The 19,183-nt window shown below is 65.8% G+C and carries 22 protein-coding genes; 8 read left to right on the top strand and 14 right to left on the bottom strand.

Features of this window, described 5'->3' with window-relative positions:
- Positions 1-52 precede the first annotated feature (52 nt).
- Positions 53-862, top strand: coding sequence for a lytic murein transglycosylase (locus ACO07J_RS07020; RefSeq protein WP_422027618.1), 810 nt, complete (start codon positions 53-55; stop codon positions 860-862).
- Positions 863-1,014: 152 nt separating this feature from the next.
- A complete protein-coding gene (locus ACO07J_RS07015) occupies positions 1,015-1,767 on the top strand; it encodes a hypothetical protein (RefSeq protein ID WP_422027616.1) in 753 nt (250 codons plus the stop codon).
- On the opposite strand, the gene ACO07J_RS07010 is transcribed toward ACO07J_RS07015, so the two are convergent.
- Both ACO07J_RS07010 and ACO07J_RS07005 read right to left on the bottom strand, forming a co-directional pair.
- The gene (locus ACO07J_RS07010; RefSeq protein WP_422027614.1) at positions 1,755-2,501 is read right to left on the bottom strand and encodes a heme-dependent oxidative N-demethylase family protein; all 747 of its coding nucleotides are present in this window, start codon (positions 2,499-2,501) and stop codon (positions 1,755-1,757) included. The genes ACO07J_RS07015 and ACO07J_RS07010 overlap by 13 nt on opposite strands.
- Before the next feature lie 580 nt (positions 2,502-3,081).
- Positions 3,082-3,495: a DUF6314 family protein gene (locus ACO07J_RS07005; protein WP_422027612.1), complete on the bottom strand. Its 414-nt coding sequence runs from the start codon at positions 3,493-3,495 to the stop codon at positions 3,082-3,084.
- An 82-nt stretch (positions 3,496-3,577) separates the two neighbouring features.
- Between ACO07J_RS07005 and purB the strand changes: the two genes are divergently transcribed.
- The 4 genes from purB (at position 3,578) to ACO07J_RS06985 (ending at position 6,931) form a co-directional block, all read left to right on the top strand.
- Entirely contained in the window at positions 3,578-4,885 is a 1,308-nt protein-coding gene (purB, locus tag ACO07J_RS07000; RefSeq protein WP_422027610.1) for an adenylosuccinate lyase, read from the top strand.
- Between the two features lie 90 nt (positions 4,886-4,975).
- On the top strand, positions 4,976-5,509 hold the full coding sequence (locus ACO07J_RS06995; RefSeq protein ID WP_422027608.1) for a tetratricopeptide repeat protein: 534 nt from the start codon (positions 4,976-4,978) through the stop codon (positions 5,507-5,509).
- Between the two features lie 73 nt (positions 5,510-5,582).
- Positions 5,583-5,741: a chitin-binding domain-containing protein gene (locus ACO07J_RS06990; protein WP_422027606.1), complete on the top strand. Its 159-nt coding sequence runs from the start codon at positions 5,583-5,585 to the stop codon at positions 5,739-5,741.
- Positions 5,742-5,851: 110 nt separating this feature from the next.
- Entirely contained in the window at positions 5,852-6,931 is a 1,080-nt protein-coding gene (locus ACO07J_RS06985; RefSeq protein ID WP_422027604.1) for a flagellar motor switch protein FliG, read from the top strand.
- A gap of 194 nt (positions 6,932-7,125) precedes the next feature.
- On the opposite strand, the gene ACO07J_RS06980 is transcribed toward ACO07J_RS06985, so the two are convergent.
- The 10 genes from ACO07J_RS06980 to yajC all read right to left on the bottom strand — a co-directional run bounded on the left by ACO07J_RS06980 (position 7,126) and on the right by yajC (position 15,094).
- Positions 7,126-8,223, bottom strand: coding sequence for an ABC transporter ATP-binding protein (locus ACO07J_RS06980; RefSeq protein ID WP_422027602.1), 1,098 nt, complete (start codon positions 8,221-8,223; stop codon positions 7,126-7,128).
- Complete coding sequence (locus tag ACO07J_RS06975) at positions 8,220-8,765, bottom strand: DsbE family thiol:disulfide interchange protein (protein WP_422027600.1); 546 nt, start codon at positions 8,763-8,765, stop codon at positions 8,220-8,222. The genes ACO07J_RS06980 and ACO07J_RS06975 overlap by 4 nt, the downstream gene beginning before the upstream one ends.
- Positions 8,758-8,916, bottom strand: a complete 159-nt coding sequence (gene ccmD, locus ACO07J_RS06970; RefSeq protein WP_422027598.1) for a heme exporter protein CcmD — start codon at positions 8,914-8,916, stop codon at positions 8,758-8,760. Before ccmD ends, ACO07J_RS06975 begins: the two co-directional genes overlap by 8 nt.
- Positions 8,913-9,650: a heme ABC transporter permease gene (locus ACO07J_RS06965; protein WP_422027596.1), complete on the bottom strand. Its 738-nt coding sequence runs from the start codon at positions 9,648-9,650 to the stop codon at positions 8,913-8,915. The genes ccmD and ACO07J_RS06965 overlap by 4 nt, the downstream gene beginning before the upstream one ends.
- A gap of 16 nt (positions 9,651-9,666) precedes the next feature.
- Positions 9,667-10,323 carry a heme exporter protein CcmB gene (gene ccmB, locus ACO07J_RS06960; protein WP_422027594.1) on the bottom strand — a complete coding sequence of 219 codons (657 nt, stop codon included), beginning with the start codon at positions 10,321-10,323 and terminating at the stop codon, positions 9,667-9,669.
- Positions 10,320-10,937: a heme ABC exporter ATP-binding protein CcmA gene (gene ccmA / locus ACO07J_RS06955; RefSeq protein WP_422027592.1), complete on the bottom strand. Its 618-nt coding sequence runs from the start codon at positions 10,935-10,937 to the stop codon at positions 10,320-10,322. Before ccmA ends, ccmB begins: the two co-directional genes overlap by 4 nt.
- Positions 10,938-11,026: 89 nt before the next feature.
- Positions 11,027-11,380, bottom strand: coding sequence for an Mth938-like domain-containing protein (locus tag ACO07J_RS06950; protein ID WP_422027590.1), 354 nt, complete (start codon positions 11,378-11,380; stop codon positions 11,027-11,029).
- A gap of 1 nt (position 11,381) precedes the next feature.
- Complete coding sequence (locus ACO07J_RS06945; RefSeq protein ID WP_422027588.1) at positions 11,382-12,143, bottom strand: TSUP family transporter; 762 nt, start codon at positions 12,141-12,143, stop codon at positions 11,382-11,384.
- Positions 12,136-14,772: a protein translocase subunit SecD gene (gene secD / locus ACO07J_RS06940; RefSeq protein ID WP_422027586.1), complete on the bottom strand. Its 2,637-nt coding sequence runs from the start codon at positions 14,770-14,772 to the stop codon at positions 12,136-12,138. The genes ACO07J_RS06945 and secD overlap by 8 nt, the downstream gene beginning before the upstream one ends.
- 40 nt (positions 14,773-14,812) lie before the next feature.
- Entirely contained in the window at positions 14,813-15,094 is a 282-nt protein-coding gene (gene yajC, locus ACO07J_RS06935) for a preprotein translocase subunit YajC (RefSeq protein ID WP_300892342.1), read from the bottom strand.
- 293 nt (positions 15,095-15,387) lie between these two features.
- Between yajC and serS the strand changes: the two genes are divergently transcribed.
- A complete protein-coding gene (gene serS, locus ACO07J_RS06930; protein WP_422027583.1) occupies positions 15,388-16,680 on the top strand; it encodes a serine--tRNA ligase in 1,293 nt (430 codons plus the stop codon).
- 133 nt (positions 16,681-16,813) lie between these two features.
- Positions 16,814-17,536, top strand: coding sequence for a hypothetical protein (locus tag ACO07J_RS06925; RefSeq protein ID WP_422027581.1), 723 nt, complete (start codon positions 16,814-16,816; stop codon positions 17,534-17,536).
- 117 nt (positions 17,537-17,653) lie between these two features.
- Here the strand turns inward: ACO07J_RS06925 and ACO07J_RS06920 are convergent, their stop codons facing one another.
- On the bottom strand, positions 17,654-17,890 hold the full coding sequence (locus ACO07J_RS06920) for an EF-hand domain-containing protein (protein ID WP_422027579.1): 237 nt from the start codon (positions 17,888-17,890) through the stop codon (positions 17,654-17,656).
- 151 nt (positions 17,891-18,041) lie between these two features.
- Positions 18,042-19,034, bottom strand: coding sequence for a fatty acid desaturase (locus tag ACO07J_RS06915; protein WP_422027577.1), 993 nt, complete (start codon positions 19,032-19,034; stop codon positions 18,042-18,044).
- Positions 19,035-19,183: the final 149 nt, after the last annotated feature.

Below are 19,183 nucleotides of genomic sequence, written 5' to 3'. Positions count from 1 at the left end.
GCCGCCGCGCCGGGTTAGACTTCCTTCGATATTTTAATTCGGAGGCGTATCAATGACCCGGTTTGCGACGGCCCTCGCCCTTCTCGGCAGCCTTGCCGTATTTTCAGGACAACCAGCAACCGCCGCGACATGCGGCAATACCTCCGCCGGGTTCGAGGCGTGGAAAGCCGCCTTCGCCGGCGAAGCCCAGCGCGCCGGCGTCGGCCAACGGGGGCTTCAGGCCCTCGCCGCCACCCGCTACGCCAACCGAACCATCTCCGCCGACCGCAACCAGAAAAGCTTCGGCTACACGCTCGAGAAGTTCATGCAGGTGCGCGGCTCCTCCACGATCGTCTCGCAGGGCCGCCAGCGCAAGGCCCGCGACGCCCAGTTCTACGCCGCGCTCGAACGCTCCTATGGCGTGCCCGCCGGCGTCCTGATCGCCATTCACGGCATGGAAACCGGCTTCGGCCGCTTCATGGGCGACGCCGAGGTCGTCTCGGCCATCACCACCCTCGCCTATGACTGCCGCCGCTCGGCCTTCTTCGTCCCCCATGCCATCGGCGCCCTCAAGCTTGTCGACAACGGGTCCATCACCGCGCAGACCAGGGGCGCCATGCATGGCGAGCTGGGCCACACCCAGTTCCTGCCCGGCAACGCGCTGGCCTATGGTGTCGACGCCGACCGCAACGGCCGCGTCGATTTCTACAGCCAGGCCGACGCGCTGGCCTCCACCGCCAATTTCCTGCGCCAGAAAGGCTGGCGGCCGGGCCTGGGCTACCAGCCGGGCGAGCCGAACTTCCGGGTGATCGAGGCCTGGAACGCGGCCGGCGTCTACCAGAAGGCCATCGCCATCATGGCCGCCCAGATCGACGGCGGCTGACCGGAAAAAACCGCGCCCGGACAGCGGTTTGTCCGGCGCGGCTGATCCGGAAATTTCGCAAGGTCAACAAGAAACAGCCACAATCTGTCCCAACTCCAAACCGATTTGCATGCTTAACATTGCCTTAACGGGGCAAAAAAGGCTTTGGAGCAATGGAAGTTCAGACCTTCGGTTCAATCGTCGCGATGGAGTTTCGCCGCAAACCGAGCATCGGTTTCGCGGACATCGTCGAAGAGTTCGACATCGCCTTCCAGATGGTCGATTCGCGCAGCCGCGCGCTGATCTGGGATTGCGACGATATCGCGATCATCGACCGCGACAGCGTGCGCGTCGCCCTTGGCTGGCTGCCCGCGAAGACAGAGGACGAGCCGTGGCACCTGGTCATCGCCGTGGGCACCGCCTCCACCGCCACCGACGAGGTCCGCGTCGATCCGAACTCCTTCCGCTACCTCGCCGACCGCATCGTCGAGCGCACCCAGGATTTCCTGCCCTCGTCCGCCGTCCTGCACGGCGACGCGCGCCAGCCGATCAGCGCCGATCTCGTCGACCGGACGTTCGACCTGCTGCGGATGGACACGCAGGACATGCATGGCGATGCCCGTTCCACGCGCCGTGACCGCTTCGAAGGCGCGCCCGATCCGGACAGCTATGCCGACATGGCCGACACGATGCCGCCGCCCTGGATGCGCGCGCCCGCCGGGCCCGAGGTCGAGGAACGCCCGAAGACCTTCACCAACGACCTGGGGCAGATGCTCCTGACCCGCGCCGAACCCACCAAGCCGCTGCGCCTGACGATTCACACGCTGGCCCTGTCGCTCTGCCTTTACGCACCGCCGCTGGGCGCCGCGATGTTCGCCTACACCATGCTGCGCGATATCTTCCCGATGGCCGCTCAGGCCGTCTGACCGGGTTTTCGCAAAACGTAGGTGTGGATCGAGAAGACGCAGGCCTGCGTCTCCGGCAGGCGCAGCACGCATTGTCGCTCCGACCGCAGGAAGGGATACGTCGCCACATCCTCAGGCGCGGCTGGCGCCTCCCGCCGCACCGGCTGGAACAGCTCCGCATCGGCATAGCTCAGCACGTTGAACCGCCACAGCGGCCGCCCCACCCTGACCCCGTCGAACAGCCGCTGCACCCGCCGCGCGATGCCCTCGTCATAGGCCGGCACCGGCACGTGAATCCCCGTCAGCGGCCGCCCGATCTTGTCGGCCAGCCGCCAGCTCGCCGGAAAGCACAGCACGGCGGCCGTCAGCACATGCTCCTCGCCCTGCTTTTCCAGCAGGCACAGGTCCTCCTGTACCAGCCGCCCCAGCGTGCCCATCGGATCGCCCCGGTCGACCGTCACGGTCACGCCATCGGGCCGAAGCACCTGCGTCCCCGACACCTCGTAGGCCGTCCCATGCTCGGCCAGCCAGCCCAGCACATGCTCCAGCAGCTCCGCCGCCGCAGCCTGCCCCGCGTCGGTGACCGCCAGCACCTCGTCCCGCCGCCCGGCCAGCAGCCTCTCCCGCTCCGCCATCTGCCCCGCGAACGCCTCGTCCACCAGCAGCCAATCGGCCACCTCCAGCGGCGCCACGCCCGGCAAGGGCTTCGGCGAGGTCACGTCATGGGGCGTGCGGGTCTGCAGAATCTCGGTCATGCGCCAGACCTTAGCCAGCCGCACAACCGACCGCATCCGCAAAACGAAAGGAAGCGGCACAGCATCGCCGCACCGCTTCAAGTTGAAACTTCTCTGCCTGGCCGTAGGGAGCACTTTTCCGTCGGGCTCCCCTCAACCCTGCCGGAACAGTTTGTCCATAAGATGGCACACGTGACCCCGATTTCCGGAAAATCGGGTCCATCACCTGCCAGGCCCGCCGCGCTTGTAAGACAGGACAGAATCCCGCGCCGTTCTGCAATGCCGACACTATATCCGCGATGCGCGGCCAAAGCCCGCTTCGAGCCCAAATCGACCTACCGATGAAGCGCCTGCGCGGAATCCAGGGCGAAGCCCGCCGCGCATCGACGGGCCGCCCCGACGGCACGGCGATTTGGCAGTTGGAGTGCCACGCTCGTGGGTTCGACGTGCTTGGCAGGGATAAAGTGGCAGCTACCATCGTTGGTTCGCCGCACCACGGCCCGTCGATGCGCGGCTTCTCAACGGCGGAGTTCACGGACCATTCCGACCCGCAAAGCCGACATTCTCACACAAAACGCAAAGCCCCCCTTCCCGCCTCCACTCACCGCCGATACCGCGACACCATCGCGTAATCCTTCCGCGGCCCCGCCACACGCCAGCGGCTCTCCCACTCCGGCCACTCCCGAAAATCATAGGCCACGTCATACACATCCGGCGCGCAATGATGCCGGTCCCCCGGCGCCTCCGCCCCCGGATCGAACCGGTGAAAATCGCGCCCGTCATCGAAGAACACCGCGATCCTCCCGTCCTCTTCCTCCCGCCACAAATACCGCCGCTCCCCCCGGATCGGCGCCTGCCCCGCCAGCCGCAACTCCCCCGCCTCGGCATAGACCAGCCCCGCGCCATCCCGCTCGAACCGCGCCACCCCCTCGAACCGCGCATCCGGCCCCGCGGCATTATCGATCCGCCGCTCCACCTGCCACACGCCCTCGAAATCATTCAGCCCAAGTCCCACGCACCCGCTCCCGCCTTGCTGCCCGGCACGCATAAGTCTAAACCCCCCGCGACAGCCCATTCAAACCGGAAAACCGTCCAGCATGATTCCCCGCTATTCCCGCCCCGACATGGTCCAGATCTGGGACCCCGCCACCAAGTTCCGCATCTGGTACGAGATCGAGGCCCATGCCTGTGACGCCATGGCCGACCTGGGCGTCATCCCGCGGGAAAATGCCGAGGCCGTCTGGAAAGCCAACGATGTCGAGTTCGACGTCGCCCGCATCGACGAGATCGAGGCCGTGACCAAGCATGACGTCATCGCCTTCCTCACCCACCTCGCCGAACACGTGGGCTCCGACGAGGCCCGCTTCGTCCACCAGGGCATGACCTCCTCGGACGTGCTGGATACCTGCTTCAACATCCAGCTCACCCGCGCCGCCGACATCCTGATCGCCGACCTCGAAGGCCTGCTCGCCGCCCTCAAGCGCCGCGCCTTCGAGCACAAGATGACCCTCCGCGTCGGCCGCTCCCACGGCATCCATGCCGAGCCCACCACCATGGGCCTCACCTTCGCCCGCTTCTACGCCGAGATGGAGCGCAACCTCACCCGCCTGCGCACCGCCCGCGAGGAAATCGCCACCGGCGCCATCTCGGGCGCCGTCGGCACCTTCGCCAATATCGACCCGGCCGTCGAAGAGCATGTCTGCGCCAAGCTCGGCCTCAAGCCCGAGCCCATCAGCACGCAGGTCATCCCGCGCGACCGCCACGCCGCCTTCTTCGCCACGCTGGGCGTCATCGCCTCCTCGGTCGAGAATGTCGCGATCGAGATCCGCCACATGCAGCGCACCGAGGTTCTGGAAGGGGCCGAGTTCTTCTCGATGGGCCAGAAGGGCTCCTCGGCCATGCCGCACAAGAAGAACCCCGTGCTGACCGAGAACCTCACCGGCCTCGCCCGCCTCGTGCGCATGTCGGTGATCCCGGCGATGGAAAACGTGGCCCTCTGGCACGAGCGCGACATCTCGCACTCCTCGGTCGAGCGGATGATCGGCCCCGACGCCACCGTCACCCTCGACTTTGCGCTGGCCCGCCTCACGGGCGTGGTCGACAAGATGATCATCTTCCCGGAAAACATGCTCGAGAACATGAACAAGTTCCCGGGCCTCGTCATGTCCCAACGCGTCCTGCTGGCCCTGACGCAAGCCGGCGTCAGCCGCGAGGATGCCTACGCCATGGTCCAGCGCAACGCGCTCAAGGTCTGGGAACACCGCACCGACTTCAAGGAAGAGCTTCTCGCCGACGCCGAAGTCTGCGCCGCCCTGAGCCCCGAGCAGATCGAGGAAAAGTTCGACATGGACTACCACACCAAGCATGTCGACACGATCTTCCGCCGGGTCTTCGGCGAAAGCTGACCTCACAACCCCGTGATCGGGCCGGGTATTTTGCAACTGTTTCCCGCGCGGCTGCGTAGCTAGGGGCAACACCGATCACAGGGAGTTGCCATGCTACGCGCCATAATCCTCGCCGCCACCCTGATCCCGGGCACGGCCCTCGCCAAGGACCGGTTCGACGACGACCCACCCAAGCCCTCGCCCACCACCCAGACCTGCACCAACGGCCAGGTCTGGGACAAGCGCACCGGGCGCTGCGTCAACCCGCAAAGCGGCGCGCTGGACGACGACACGCTCTACGGCGCGGTCCGCGAATTCGCCTACGCCGGCCAGCACGAGAACGCCCAGGCCGCCCTCTCGGCCATGTCCGACCAGTCCGAGGACCGCGTACTCACCTACTGGGGCTTCACCACCCGCAAGCTGGGCGACATGGACGAAGGCATGCGCTTCTACAGGGCCGCGCTGGCAAGGAACCCCGGCAACATCGCCGCCCGCTCCTACATGGGCCAGGCCCTCGTCGAAACCGGCGACCTCGTCGGCGCCCGGCAGCAACTGCTCGAAATCGCGGCACATGGCGGCAGCGGCACCTGGTCGGAAACTTCCCTCCGGCAGGCGATCATGACCGGCGTGACCTACAGCTACTAGCCCCCGCAAAATGTGACCCCGCGGAAAGGCGATCTATGTTATGATCCACCCATTCGAACAGGAAAGGTACACCATGCAAGTGAAGACCATTCTGACAGCCGCCGCCCTCACCCTCGCATCGGCCGTCTCGGCCTATGCCGGCTGCACCTACCATGAACAGCAGGCCATGAGCTGCGCCGAAGGCACCACCTACGACTCCGAATCCAAGTCCTGCGTGCCCACGACAAGCTGATCGCGGCCCATATCCGAATGCAACGGGCGGCCTCGGGCCGCCTGTTTTGCCTTAGACCTTTGTTCACCTTCCCGGCCTAGTGTCACGCCGTCACCAGTTCGGGAATCGGTATGTCCTCCACCGACCTTGCGCGCCTCGCCCTGCCCTCCGGCCCCGGTTCGGCCGCCGGCTCCGCCGCCGCGCGGCTGACCCGTCGGCAGAAAGCTGCCATCATCGTCCGCTTCCTGCTCAATGAAGGGGCAGACGTGCCGCTCACCGACCTGCCGGAGGGGCTGCAGGCCGAGCTCACGACCCAAATGGGCTCGATGCGCTATGTCGACCGGACCACGCTCACCGACGTAGTCGCCGAGTTCTCGGAGGAGTTGGAGGCGATGGGCCTCACCTTCCCGCGCGGCGTCGCCGGGGCGTTATCCGCCCTCGACGGCCGGATCAGCAGCCAGACCGCCGCCCGCCTCCGGAAGGAGGCCGGCGTGCGCCAGTTCGGCGACCCTTGGCAACAGGTCTGCAACGCCGGGGCCGAACATCTTCTGAAAATCCTGCAATCCGAAAGCACCGAAGTGGCGGCGATCCTGCTCTCGAAGCTCGACGTCACCCGCGCGGCCGAATTGCTCGGCCGCCTGCCCGGTCCCGTGGCCCGACGCATCACCTACGCCGTCTCGCAGACCGAGGCCGCGACCCCCGATGCCGTCGACCGGATCGGCCTGTCGCTCGCCGCCCAGCTGCACCAGGTGCCCCCCACCGCTTTTGAGAACGGCCCGGTGGAACGGGTCGGCGCCATCCTCAACTACTCGCAGGCCGCCACCCGCGACGACGTGCTCACGGGGCTCGAGGAAACCGATCTTGACTTCGCCCGCCTCGTGCGCAAGGCGATCTTCACCTTTGCCAACATCCCCGACCGGATCAATCCGCTCGACGTGCCCGCCATCACCCGCGACATGCCCCGCCAGGATCTCGCCCCGGCGCTGGCCGCCGCGCTGGCCTCGGAGGACGAGGATCTGGTGCTGGCCGCCAACTTCCTCCTCGACAGCCTGTCGAAACGCATGGGCGACGCCCTGCGCGACGAGATCGAGGAACAGGGCAAAGTCTCGGCCAAGGATGGCGAGGCCGCGATGACCGCCGTGATCAACACCATCCGCACGCTGGAAGCCGCCGGCGAGATCAAACTGCTGGTGCCCGAGGACGAGCCGTAGGGTGGGTGAAACCCACCACTCACCCCCGTCCCGGCCGCCGAGCCGGGACCTCGCGCCACCGGACCCGCCACACCGCAACGTCCGGTGCGTTAACCAATTGAAACTAAAGGATTTCGGTAAAAAACACCGACAAAATACCGACGTTATACCGACGCGATACCGACACGCCGTTTCAGGCCGAAACCCCTGTTAACTCAGGCCCTGCCGCCCTTCTTGACCGGGAACAGGAAACACTTGTCCCGCCGGATCATCAGCCACATCACCTTGCCCGCCGCGGGCAGGAACACGTTCGGCACCGTCACCCGAAAGACCGATCCGTCATGGTCCATCCGGAACTCCACAAGGCTCTCCGACCCCATGAACCTTGCCCGCTTGACCACCCCCCGCGCCGGGGTGCCATACTCGATCGTCGGGTCAGGGCCCCGTCCGCTGCGGTCGAAGTCGATCTTGACGTGCTGGGGCCGGATGACGATCTCGACCTCGTGGCCTTCATGTGCGCCAGGCGCCAGGAACTGGCCGAACGGCGTCTGCACCAGGGATCCTTCAACTTTACCCCGGATCACGTTGATATCGCTGAAGAAAGCCACCGCATCCCGATCGGCGGGGGCGTTGTAGATATTGTAGGGCGCCCCCTCCTGCACGATCCGCCCATCGCGCATCAGCGCGATGTTGTCGGCCATGCGCATCGCTTCCTCCGGCTCGTGCGTGACCAGCAGAACGGCGGTGTCCTGCTCCCGCAGGATCTCCAGCGTCTCGTCCCGGATGCCGTCGCGCAGCCGGTTGTCGAGCCCGGAAAACGGCTCGTCCATCAGCATGATCGACGGCCCCGGCGCCAGCGCCCGCGCCAGCGCCACGCGCTGCTGCTCACCTCCCGACAGCTCGTGAGGATAGGCGTTCTCGTAATCCGCCAGCCCCACCCGTTCCAGCAGCTCGCCCACCCGCCGCGCCATCGCGGCCTTGTCCCCCGACAGCCCGAACGCCACGTTCTCCCCCACCTTCAGGTGCGGAAACAACGCAAAGTCTTGAAACATAAGGCCAATATTCCGCCGCTCCGGTGGCACCCGGAACACCGTGTCGCAGATCAGCTTGCCGTCGACATGGATCTCGCCCGCATCCTGCATCTCGACCCCGGCGATCATCCGCAGCGTCGTCGACTTGCCACAGCCCGACGGCCCCAGCAGGCAGGTCACCTGCCCCGGCTCCACGTGCAGCGACACGTCGTCGACCACCACGCGCCCGCCATAGCGCCGCACGAGATGCCTGACCTCAAGTCTCGGTGCGGGCGTGCTCACCGCGCGGCCTCCAGTGCCTTCTCCAGCTCCGGGCGGAACCGCTGCTCGTAATCGCTGCCCACCAGGGGCCCGATGAACTTGTAAAGCACCGTGCCGTCGCCCCCGATGATGAAGGTTTCCGGCGGCGCCGTGACCCCCCAGTCGATCGCCGTGCGCCCCTTGGGATCAAAGGCAATGCCGAGGAATGGGTTGCCGTCATCGTCGAGATAACGGATCGCCTGCTCCGCCTCGTCCTTGAAGTTGACGCCGTAGAGCTGGATGCCTTCCTCGGCCAACCGGTGCAGCGTGGGATGCTCGGCCCGGCAGGGCGGGCACCAGCTGGCCCAGAAGTTCACCACCGTCACCTTCCCCTCCCGCAGGTCGGCATCGGTGAAATTCGTCCGGCCCTCCAGGCTTGCCTCGGGCACCGGCGGCGCCTCCCGCCCGATGAAGGTCGAGGGCAGATCGTCGGGATTCTCCCGCTGCATCCCGAAATAGAACAGCGCGGCCAGCGCGGCGAAAATCACCGGCGGCGCGATCATCAGGGGCGACACCTTAGCCATTCTTTCCGACTTTCTTTTCAACAGCTTCCAGCTCGGCCTTCACCTTGCGCCCGCGGCGCAGGCTGACCAGCACAAGCACCACGATCAGCACCAGCGACACCGCGTAGGCCGACAGCACCGTCTCGGCATATTTCCCGAGGTCAGGCATCATCCCATCCGCTCCCGCGCCAGCAGGGCCCGCATCCGCCGGGCCCGAATTTCCGTCCGCGTCCGCAACAGCACCAGCGCCACGAACAACAGCACGAACCCCGCGATGGCCACCAGCAGCGGGTAATAGAACACGTCCGCCACGTTCTCTTCCTTGTCGAGGCTGAGCGACGCCCCCTGGTGCAGGCCCTGGTTCCAGAAATTCACCGCATACCGGCTGAGCAGCGCGAAGACCGAGCCGACAAGACACAGGATCGAGGTCAGGTCGGCCGCCGTGTCATCGTTCTCGATCGCCTCCCACAGCGCGATATAGCCAAGGTAGAAAATGAACAGGATCAGGAAGGAGGTCAGCCGCGGATCCCACGCCCACCACGTGCCCCACATCGGCTGGCCCCAGATCGCCCCGGTCAGCAGCGCGATCACCGTCATCACCATGCCCACCGGCGCCGCCGCCCGCGCCGCCAGCGCGCTCACGTGGTGCCGCCGCACGATCCAGATCAGCGAGGTCACCAGCATCATCAGCCACGCGTTGATCGCCATCAGGGCGCTCGGCACGTGGATGTAGATGATCTTCACGGTCGAGCCCTGCCGGTAGTCGTCGGGCGTGAAGAAGAATCCCCAGACCAGCCCGACGACAAGGCACAGCATGGCCAGCATCGACACCGCGGGCAACACCCTGTCGGTGGTCTCGATGAACTTCTTCGGGTTGGCATATGCCCATAGCCTGTTGAGAGTCATCGCCGATTCCCGCCGCCTACCTCAGATTGACCTTCAATACCGCAGCCGACGCGAAAGGCAAAAGCGCGATCGTGCCGCAGGTGATCCCAGCCAGCATCAGCAACGGCGTCGTGTAGTCGAGCCCGTCGGCGCCCCGCCGCGCCACCTCCGCGCCGAAAATCAGCGTCGGCACGTAAAGCGGCAGCACCAGCAGCGACAGCAGAAGCCCGCCGCGCTTGAGCCCCACTGTCAGTGCGGCACCGAACGTGCCGATCACCGACAGCGCCGGCGTGCCCAGCAGCAGCGACACCAGGAGCGGCGCGTAACCCGTTGACGGCAGGCTCAAAAGCAGCCCGAAGACCGGCGTCGCCAGCACCAGCGGCAACCCCGTGCTCAGCCAGTGCGCCAGTGCCTTGACGCTCACCACGGCCTCCATCGGCAAGGGCGCGGTCGCCAGCAGGTCGAGGCTGCCATCCTCCCAGTCGAGCGCCAGGACCCGGTCGAGCGACAGCAGGCAGGCCAGCAGCGCCCCGAGCCACAGGATGCCCGGCGCGATCCTGGCCAATAGAGCGCCCTGCGGGCCAACGCCGAACGGGACAAGTGTGACAACGATCAGGAAGAAGGCAAGGCCGAGGCCAAAGCCCCCGCCCGCCCGCATCGCAAGGCGCAGGTCACGAAGCAGCAGCGCGATCACAGGAAGGCCTCGTCGAAATCGTCCACCTCGGCCGCCCGGGCGCGATAGTGCGCGAGTTCAAGCGTCTCGGCCTCCTCCAGCCCCAGTTCGATATGGGTGGCCAGCAGCGCCGTACCGCCCCCCGCCAGATGTACGCCCACGGCCCGCGCAAACATCGCCACGGCGTCCCGGTCGAGCGACACGGTCGGCTCGTCCAGAACCCAGATCGGCCGGCCTGTCACCAGCAGCCGCGCGAGGCCCAGACGGCGTTTCTGGCCCGCCGACAGCATTCCCGCCGCGCGGGCCGCCAGCGGGTCCAGGTCGAACGCCTTCAATGCCGGGGAAATGTCTTTCCTGCCAAAGACCTGCGCCCAGAAGCTCAGGTTCTCCGCTACGGTCAGCGTGGCCTTGATTCCGTCGGCATGGCCCGCATAGACAAGGTTTTCGGGCTCCACCTGAACCGCGCCGCTCACCGGCGGCTGAAGCCCGGCCACGGTGCGCAGCAACGTGGTCTTGCCGATCCCGTTCGGCCCGCGCAACACGAGCGCCCGGCCCGGCGCGAGGGTAAAGCTCACCCCCTCCAGCACCCGCACGCCGCCACGTGCGATCGACAGATCGTTGACCTCAAGGCTCATGGCCACCCCTTAGCGCATAGGCATCGGGTGGGAAAGACGGAGTTCTCGTGCCGTCACGAACAGCGAGGGCAGGCGTCAGCGGGCGCGCCTCATACCGGGAGCACTGCAAGGGCGACCCGGCGGCCCTCGGACAGCAACACGTTGTAGGTGCGGCACGCGGCGGGCGAGTTCATCGCCTCGACCCCCAGTCCTGCCGCCTCGAGCGACTGGCGAAGCTCGGACGGGATATGCCCGGTTTCCGCCCCGGTGCCCACGAAGATCACGTCCACATCGTCCTTCAGCGCCAGCAGTGGCCCGGTATCCTCGTACCCGCCCCAGCTTCTGGCGCCCCGTGCCGTGACCAGCACGCCGCCCTCGAAGGCCTGCCCGCCGATGCGGAAGAAACCCGGCCCGTACCCCTCGATCGGGGTGGCGCCGTCGAAACTCATCTCGTTCAGTTGCATGTCAGGCCCCATTGTTCCAGACGGGCAACCCGCTGACAACCGCCAGCGCGATCACCCCGTAGGCGGCCCAGCGGTAAAGCCGTTCGTGTTTCGGGTCAAACAGCGACTGGCCCAGCATTGTCGTCGCCGCGTAGGGCAGCGACAGGATCGCCGCCATCAGGACGATATAGAGGGTCACGTCGCCCTTCACGAACAGCGTCACCAGGATCACCACGTCGAGCGCGGCCAGGAACAGGATCGTGTTGGCCCGCACCGATTGCGCCACCGCCTGCCCTGCCAGGTAGAACAGAATCACCACCGGCCCGGTCAGCCCGGTCATGCCACCGATAAGTCCCGCCGCCGCCCCGATCACGAACAGCATCGGTTTCGACACCACGCCCGAGAACCGCCAGCCGGCCACAAGTGCCGCCAGCATGCCCCCCGCCACCAGGGTGACGACCCAGCGCACCGTTGTCTTGTCCAGCACATCCAGAAGCCAAAGCCCCACCGGAACGGTCAGCAGCGCCGCCACGACAAGGCGGCCCACTTCCCCCCGGCTGCCCTGCTGCCAGGCACGCGGCAGAACCACGGCGTTGCAGGCAATCCCCGTCAGGGCGATGATCGCAACGACGGTCTTCGGATCGAGAAAGATGTTGGCCACTGGCACGAAGATCAGCGCCGTGCCGAAGCCCGAGAACCCCCGCACGATACCGGCGACACCGATGGCACAGATCAGCCAGACCAGCCCCGGCGTCGCCAGGGCGTGGGTCAGTGCCTCAGGCATCCACGTCGGCGAACTGCGTGCCGGCGCCCTTGTCGGGCTTCGACCAGTCGCGCTTGACCCCCAGCCACAGAAGGATGGTGCTGGCCACGAAGATCGACGAATAGGTGCCCACGATCACGCCCCAGATCATCGCGAAGACGAAGCCGCGGATCACGTCACCGCCCAGGATGAAGAGCGCCACCAGCGCCAGCAAAGTGGTCACCGAGGTCATCATCGTCCGGCTGAGGGTTTCATTGATCGAGATGTTGAGCACCTCGCTCAGCGCCTTCTTCTTGTATTTCCGCAGGTTCTCGCGCACCCGGTCGAAGACGACCACGGTGTCGTTGAGCGAGTAGCCGACGATGGTCAGAAGGGCCGCGATGATGGCCAGGTCGAACTGTATCTGCAGCTCCGAGAATATGCCGATGGTCAGCACCACGTCATGCACCAGCGCGGCCACCGCCCCCAGCGCGAATTGCCATTCGAACCTGAGCCAGATGTAGATCAGCACCGCCCCGATTGCCAAAAGCACCGCGATCACGGCGGTCTGGATCAACTCGCCCGACACTTTCGGCCCGACGCTTTCGACCGAGGTGAACTCGATATCCGGCACGACCTCCTGCAGCGCCGCCTCGACGGTCTGGATGGTCTGGGCCGAGACGCTTTCCTGGTCGTCCTGTGCCTGGATGCGGATCATGGCGACGTTCTGCTCCGGCCCGAAGGTCGGGTCGAAGACCTCGGTGATCGAGATGTCGCCGAGTTCCAGCTGCTGGATGGCGTCGCGATACTCGCCGATATCGATGGGCTGCTCGCTCTGCGTGCGGATGGTGGTGCCGCCGCGGAAGTCGATCCCGAAATTCAGCCCCTGCAGCCCGAAGGACCCCAGCGCCAGCAGGATCAGCACCGCCGAGACGCCCAGCGACAACTTCCAGCGGCGGAAGAAATCCCAGTTGGTCTGCTTCGGCACCAGCCGAAGGGCCCGGCCCTGAAGCACGGTCTTGGGCCGCTTGCGCTCGAACCACATCACAACCATCAGCCGGGTCACGAAGATCGCGGTGAAGACCGACGTCACGATGCCGAGGCCGAGCGTAATGGCGAACCCCCGGACCGGCCCGCTGCCCATGGCAAACAGGATAACGGCCGTCATGAAGGTGGTGATGTTGGCATCGGTGATGGCACTCAGCGCGCGCTCATAGCCAAGCTGGATGGCCCGCGCGGGGCCCTTGGCCGTCGCCATTTCCTCGCGGATACGCTCGAAGACCAGCACGTTGGCGTCGACCGCCATACCGATGGTCAGCACGATCCCGGCGATGCCCGGCAGGGTCAGTGTCGCGCCGATGGCACTCAGCAGGCCGAAGATCAGACCGACGTTGATGATCAGGGCGATATTGGCAAAAATGCCGAAGATGCCGTAGCTCAGGAACATGTAGACCAGCACCAGCCCGAAGGCCGCGATACAGGCGATCTTGCCCGCCTCGATGCTGTCGGCGCCCAGCTCGGGGCCGATGGTACGTTCCTCGAGGAACGTCAGCCCCGCCGGCAGGGCGCCTGCCCTGAGCAGAACGGCGAGGTTGGTGCTTTCCTCGACGGTGAAATCGCCGGTGATGATCCCCGAACCGCCCGCGATATGGGCCTGGATGACCGGGGCGCTGATCACCTCCTCGTCGAGGACGATGGCGAAGGGATTGCCGATATTCGCGGCCGTGTAGTCGCCGAACTTGCGGGCGCCCGACGGGTTGAACCGGAACGAGACCGCCGGGCGGCCGTTCTGATCAAAATCGGGCTGCGCGTCGACCAGCTCCTCGCCGGTCACCACGGGCGCGCTTTCGAGTATGTAATGAACGCCCTCCTGGTCGAGTGAGGGCAGGATTTCATTGCCTGCGCCGGGGCTTTCCTCGGCGTTCGACGTGCGGCTGACCACCGGCTGGAAGGTCAGCTGGGCGGTTGTGCCGATGATTTCCTTGAGCTCGGCGGCGCTGCCGATGCCGGGCACCTGGATCAGGATCCGGTTCGAGCCCTGCCGCTGGATGGTGGGTTCGCGGGTGCCGACCTCGTCGATCCGGCGGCGGACGATCTCGAGCGCCTGCCGCACGGTGCGCTCATCGGTCGCGCGCTGCTCGGCCTCGCTGAGGCGCACGACGATCTCGTCACCGTCGGTGGTGACCTCGATGTCACTGGCGGCCGCCCCGGTGAGGCTGGTGACCGGGCGGGCCAGTTCGCGGACGACGGAGGCGGCGTATTGCGCCTCGTCCGGGTTCTCGACGAGGCGGACACGAAGCTCCGCGTTTTCAATGGGTTGCAGCCGGATCGGACCGACGCGGTCGCGCTCTTCGCGGAGGACGTCGCGGATCTCGGGCCACATCGCCTCGATCCGGGATTCGTAGACGTCCCCCACCTGCACCTCGGCCAGCAGATGCGCGCCGCCGCGCAGGTCGAGGCCGAGATTGACGAGGCTGGAGGGCATCCAGTCCGGCCATTGGGCGGCCTGTTCCGCCAGTTCCGGCGTCGCCTCGGTGCCGCGCTCGATGGCGGCGACGGCGTCGTTATGGGACTCGACCCGGGGGTAGAACGCGTTGGGCAGCGCCATGAACAGGCCGAGGGCCACGACCGCCCAGATGACAACGCGCTTCCACAGGTCGATCTGTACCATTATTCAGCCTTTACAACAGGATAGAGGTCGAAGATCAGGGTCAGGATTCGGCCGGTTCGGTCTTCGAGAGAACCTGTGCCACGGTCGATTTTACGACCCGCACCTTGACGCCTTGGGCGATCTCGACCTCGATCTCGTCCTCGTCCTTGACCTTGGCGACCTTGCCGATCAGGCCACCCTGGGTAACGACCTGGTCGCCACGGCGAAGAGCGGCGACCATCGCCTTGTGTTCCTTGAGTTTTTTCTGCTGGGGCCGGATCAGCAGGAACCACATGATGGCGAAGATCAGGATGAGGGGGACGAATTGGCCAAGGGCTTCCATGCGCGCTTTCCTTGTCGGTTGAAGGCGGCCTTGGCCGCGTAAAATTTTGCCGGAACCTAAGTCCGGGGGCGGGTATTTGCAAGGCGGGAAACGGGTGTCGGTATCGCGTCGGTATAACGTCGGTATTTTGTCGGTGTTTGTGTCGGGGGGTGGTGGGGGTGAGAGGCCCCGGGTCAGGCCCGGAGCGGATAGTGCGACGAGGATGTGCGCCAGCCGAAACCCCGCCCTACACCTCCGCGGCAAACTGGTGCATAACCCGACCCACGACTCAATCAATCCAAGGAACCAGTCCGATGCACGACATCCGCGCGATCCGTGAAAATCCTGCCCAGTTCGACGCCGCCATGGCACGTCGGGGGGTGTCGGATGCGTCGTCGGAGATCCTGAAGGCCGATGAGGCACGCAGGGCGAGGATCCAGGCGGCCGAGACCGCGCAGGCGGAGCAGAACCGGGCCAGCAAGGAAGTGGGCGCCGCCAAGGCCAAGGGCGACGAGGCCGAGTTCGAGCGGCTGCGGGCGCTCGTGGGCGAGAAGAAGGCCGAGGTGGCGGCGATGCAGGCCGAGGCAAAGGAGCTGGACGGCGCGCTCAACGACCTTCTGATGTCGCTGCCCAACCTGCCGATGGAGGATGTGCCGGACGGCGAGGACGAGGCCGACAACGTGGAAATCCATCGCTGGGGGGAGCCGCGGGGCTTCAACTTCCAGCCCAGGGAGCATTACGAGCTCGACGGCGTGAAGCCGGGGATGGATTTCGAGACGGCGGCGAAGCTCAGCGGTTCGCGCTTCGTGGTGCTGTCGGGCGCCGTGGCGCGCATTCACCGGGCGCTGGCGCAGTTCATGCTGGACGTGCACACCGAGGAGAACGGCCTGTCGGAGACATGGACGCCGGTGCTGGTGCGCGACGAGATGATGTATGGCACCGGGCAGCTGCCGAAATTCGGCGAGGACAGCTACCGGACGACGAATGGCTGGTGGCTGGTGCCGACGGCGGAGGTGACGCTGACCAATATCGTCAATGGCCTGACGGTGGAGGAAGCCACCCTGCCCCGGCGCTACGTGGCGCATACGCAGTGTTTCCGTTCGGAGGCCGGGAGCGCCGGCAAGGACACGGCCGGGATGCTGCGGCAGCACCAGTTCGAGAAGGTCGAGATGGTGAGCGTGACGCATCCCGAGAAGAGCCGCGAGGAGCTGGACCGGATGACGGGCTGCGCGCAGGGCATTCTCGAGCGGCTGGGCCTGCCCTACCGGACGATCGTGCTGTGCACGGGCGACATGGGGTTCGGCGCGCGGCGGACGCATGATATCGAGGTGTGGCTGCCGGGGCAGAACCTGTATCGCGAGATTTCGTCCTGCTCGGTCTGCGGCGATTTCCAGGCGCGGCGGATGAACGCGCGGTTCAAGCCGGCGGATGGCGGCAAGCCGCAATTCCTGCATACGCTGAACGGCTCGGGGCTGGCGGTGGGGCGGTGCCTGATCGCGGTGCTGGAGAACGGGCAGCAGGAAGACGGCTCGGTCGAGTTGCCGGAGGCGCTGCATCCGTACCTGCGCGGCAAGACGCGGTTGGGGGCGGACGGGGAGTTGGCGTAACAGTTGGGGTGCCGCTGGGGCCGGGCTGAAGCCCGGCCTACCAGGTTTGTGTGTCTCTGCGTGCCGGGCTGAAGCCCGGCCTACGGGGGGCTGATACTTTCCCCAAGGGCGGGCGGCGGGTAGGCTGCCGGTCATGGAGTATTCGCTGATCACGCAAGACCTGGCCTATCTGGGGAGGGATGGGTTTGGGCCACTGGATCATTCGTCGGTTCTCGAGCTGGAAGACCGGTTCGGGCCGCCGAAGGTGGCGCAGCCCGTGTTGGACCTGGAAGAACGGCTTGGGCTGCGTCCGCGGCCGGACGATCCTGTGTCAGTCAGCATGTCGCTTCGCGAGGGGGTGCCCCGACCCAATATCCTGCTGCCCAATTCAACGTGTTTCGCGGGCGGGCTGTTGATCTCGACCGATGTGGGGGCGTCGTTCGGGCTGGACACTGCCTTGAGTGGCGCAGTTGCGGCGCATCTGTCCGTCGGGTTTGACGAAATGCAGATCCTGTTGGGGATGCCGGCCTGCCGGGAGGAGACCGCGGCAGCGTGGATCGACTTCGGCGCGTCCTCGTTTCAGTGCGTCGATGCGGTTTCGCTGGATGGCCCTGGGGACCTGGAGGTCTTGCAGCCGGGATTGCGGTTCTCCTCCGCCAAGATGTTCCGGGATTACTTCACGGCGCGGACGGTTCTCGACATTCCCCTGCCCGAGCAGCTCGGGATGGTCACGGCTGATTTTCCTTCGATCATCGGACTTGGCCACAAACGTTATCTTCGCGAGGACGTGGCGGCGGCCGTCGATGACGGGCGCCTGATCGGCGTGGAGCTGGGCCGGGTGTCGTTCCGTGCCGAATTGATCAACGGGCGATCCTAGCGCCCGGCAGACCGCGCCCAATCCTGTCATTCTGCCCGGCCCATCAAAAAGCCCCGGCGGTTGGGGAGACCACCGGGGCAGTAGAAGGGACAGTCAGAAATAGGTTTGCGGCCGGGGTTATTCGGCCAGCACGCCACCTTCCATGGCGGCGGCGAGCTCTTCCTCGCTCACTTCGCCGGAGGCGTCGGCATCGATCTCGACGAACTGGTCTTCGGTCAGCTCGGGGAAGGCTGCGGTCATCTCGTCCATCGAATAGGAGCCGTTGCCGTCGGCGTCTTCCACCGCGGTTTCGGCGTGGGCCTGAACCACGGAAACCGCCAGGATGGCGGCAAGGCACAGAGCACGGGTGATCATTTCAGAGGTCTCTCCAAGGCGGCATCTGCCGCCGAATCGAAGGCAACAGCGCCTTCGCCGCAAATTTGCCATAACGCCCTATTTTCGCAACGAAAATCTTTGGGTTCGGGCGGTGGTCATGAGCGCCTTTTGGCTGATCCCGGCGGGCCCGTCAGCCCGCCGCGGCCATGCTGTGGGCGCGTTCCTTCGGGAAGGGCACGAGGCGCTCGGCGTCTTCGTCCCAGAGCTTGAGCCGGAAGGAGCGGATCGCCTCGGGCCAGCGGATCACGTCGTGGCTTTTGAGCTCGTCGGGCAGGTTGTTCTGGCACTTGCGGAGCATGAAGGACGGGATCGACGGGTTGAAATGGTGCAGGTCGTGATAGGCGATGTTGCCGGTGCCGATATCCCACCAGTGGCCGAGATCGAGCGAGCTTGAGCCCACCAGCGTGGCCTTGCGGAAATCGAGATCGGGTTTCCGGTCCCAGTAGGTGTCCTCGAAATTGTGCTGGAGGTAGACGAGGAAGACGCCGATGACGCCGGCGATGACGGCGCTGAGGCCGAGGACGACGAGGCCCGGAAGCCCGAAGGCCAGGTAGACGAGTGCCACGTAGGCGGCGAGCATCAGGTTGTGGGCGATGACGCCCCCTGCCCCCACTTTGCGCGTGTTGCGGGGCCAGCGGTAGGCGATGAAATAGGTGTAGATGCCGCCCAGCGACAGCATGATGGCCGGGTTGCGGTAGAGCCGGTACCAGAGGCGGGTGAGAAACCCGGCCTCCTCCCATTCGCGGAGGGTCATGGTGTAGACCTCGGTCGTCTCGCGGTGTTCGAGGTTGCCGAGATAGGCGTGATGCAGGTTGTGGTTGTACTGCATGACGCGGAACGGGGTGAGGGAGAAGATCGAGAGCACGTAGCCGGCCGCGTCGTTCATCCACTTCGTCTCGAAGAGCGAGTGGTGGCCGCAATCATGCTGGAGCACGTAGAGCCGGACCGAGGCGAAGGCAAGGATCACCACCATCGGGACGGAGATCCAGAGGGTGGAGGCGTGGATGGCGGCCAGGCACAGGGCCGTGCCGTAGGCGGCGAGGGAGGCGAAAAAGCTCAGTGCGCCCATCGCGTCGCTCTTGACCGCGTATTGGCGTGTGTACTCGCGTATATCTGTCATCATTTTTGTCCCGGGTCGTCAAAAACTACAGGATCGCAATTCGTTACACTGATCACTTAACTGTTATTTGGAACAGATTAATAACTTAGCAAGGGCCGTGGAACGGGAAATCGGGACGGGCGGTTGAAGCGGCGGGTTATCGCCCCAGTATT

This window comes from Roseovarius sp. (assembly GCF_965228755.1).
Taxonomy (GTDB): domain Bacteria; phylum Pseudomonadota; class Alphaproteobacteria; order Rhodobacterales; family Rhodobacteraceae; genus Roseovarius.
Note: the sequence above shows the minus strand (reverse complement) of the source record. Positions and strands in the feature narration are given on the sequence as shown.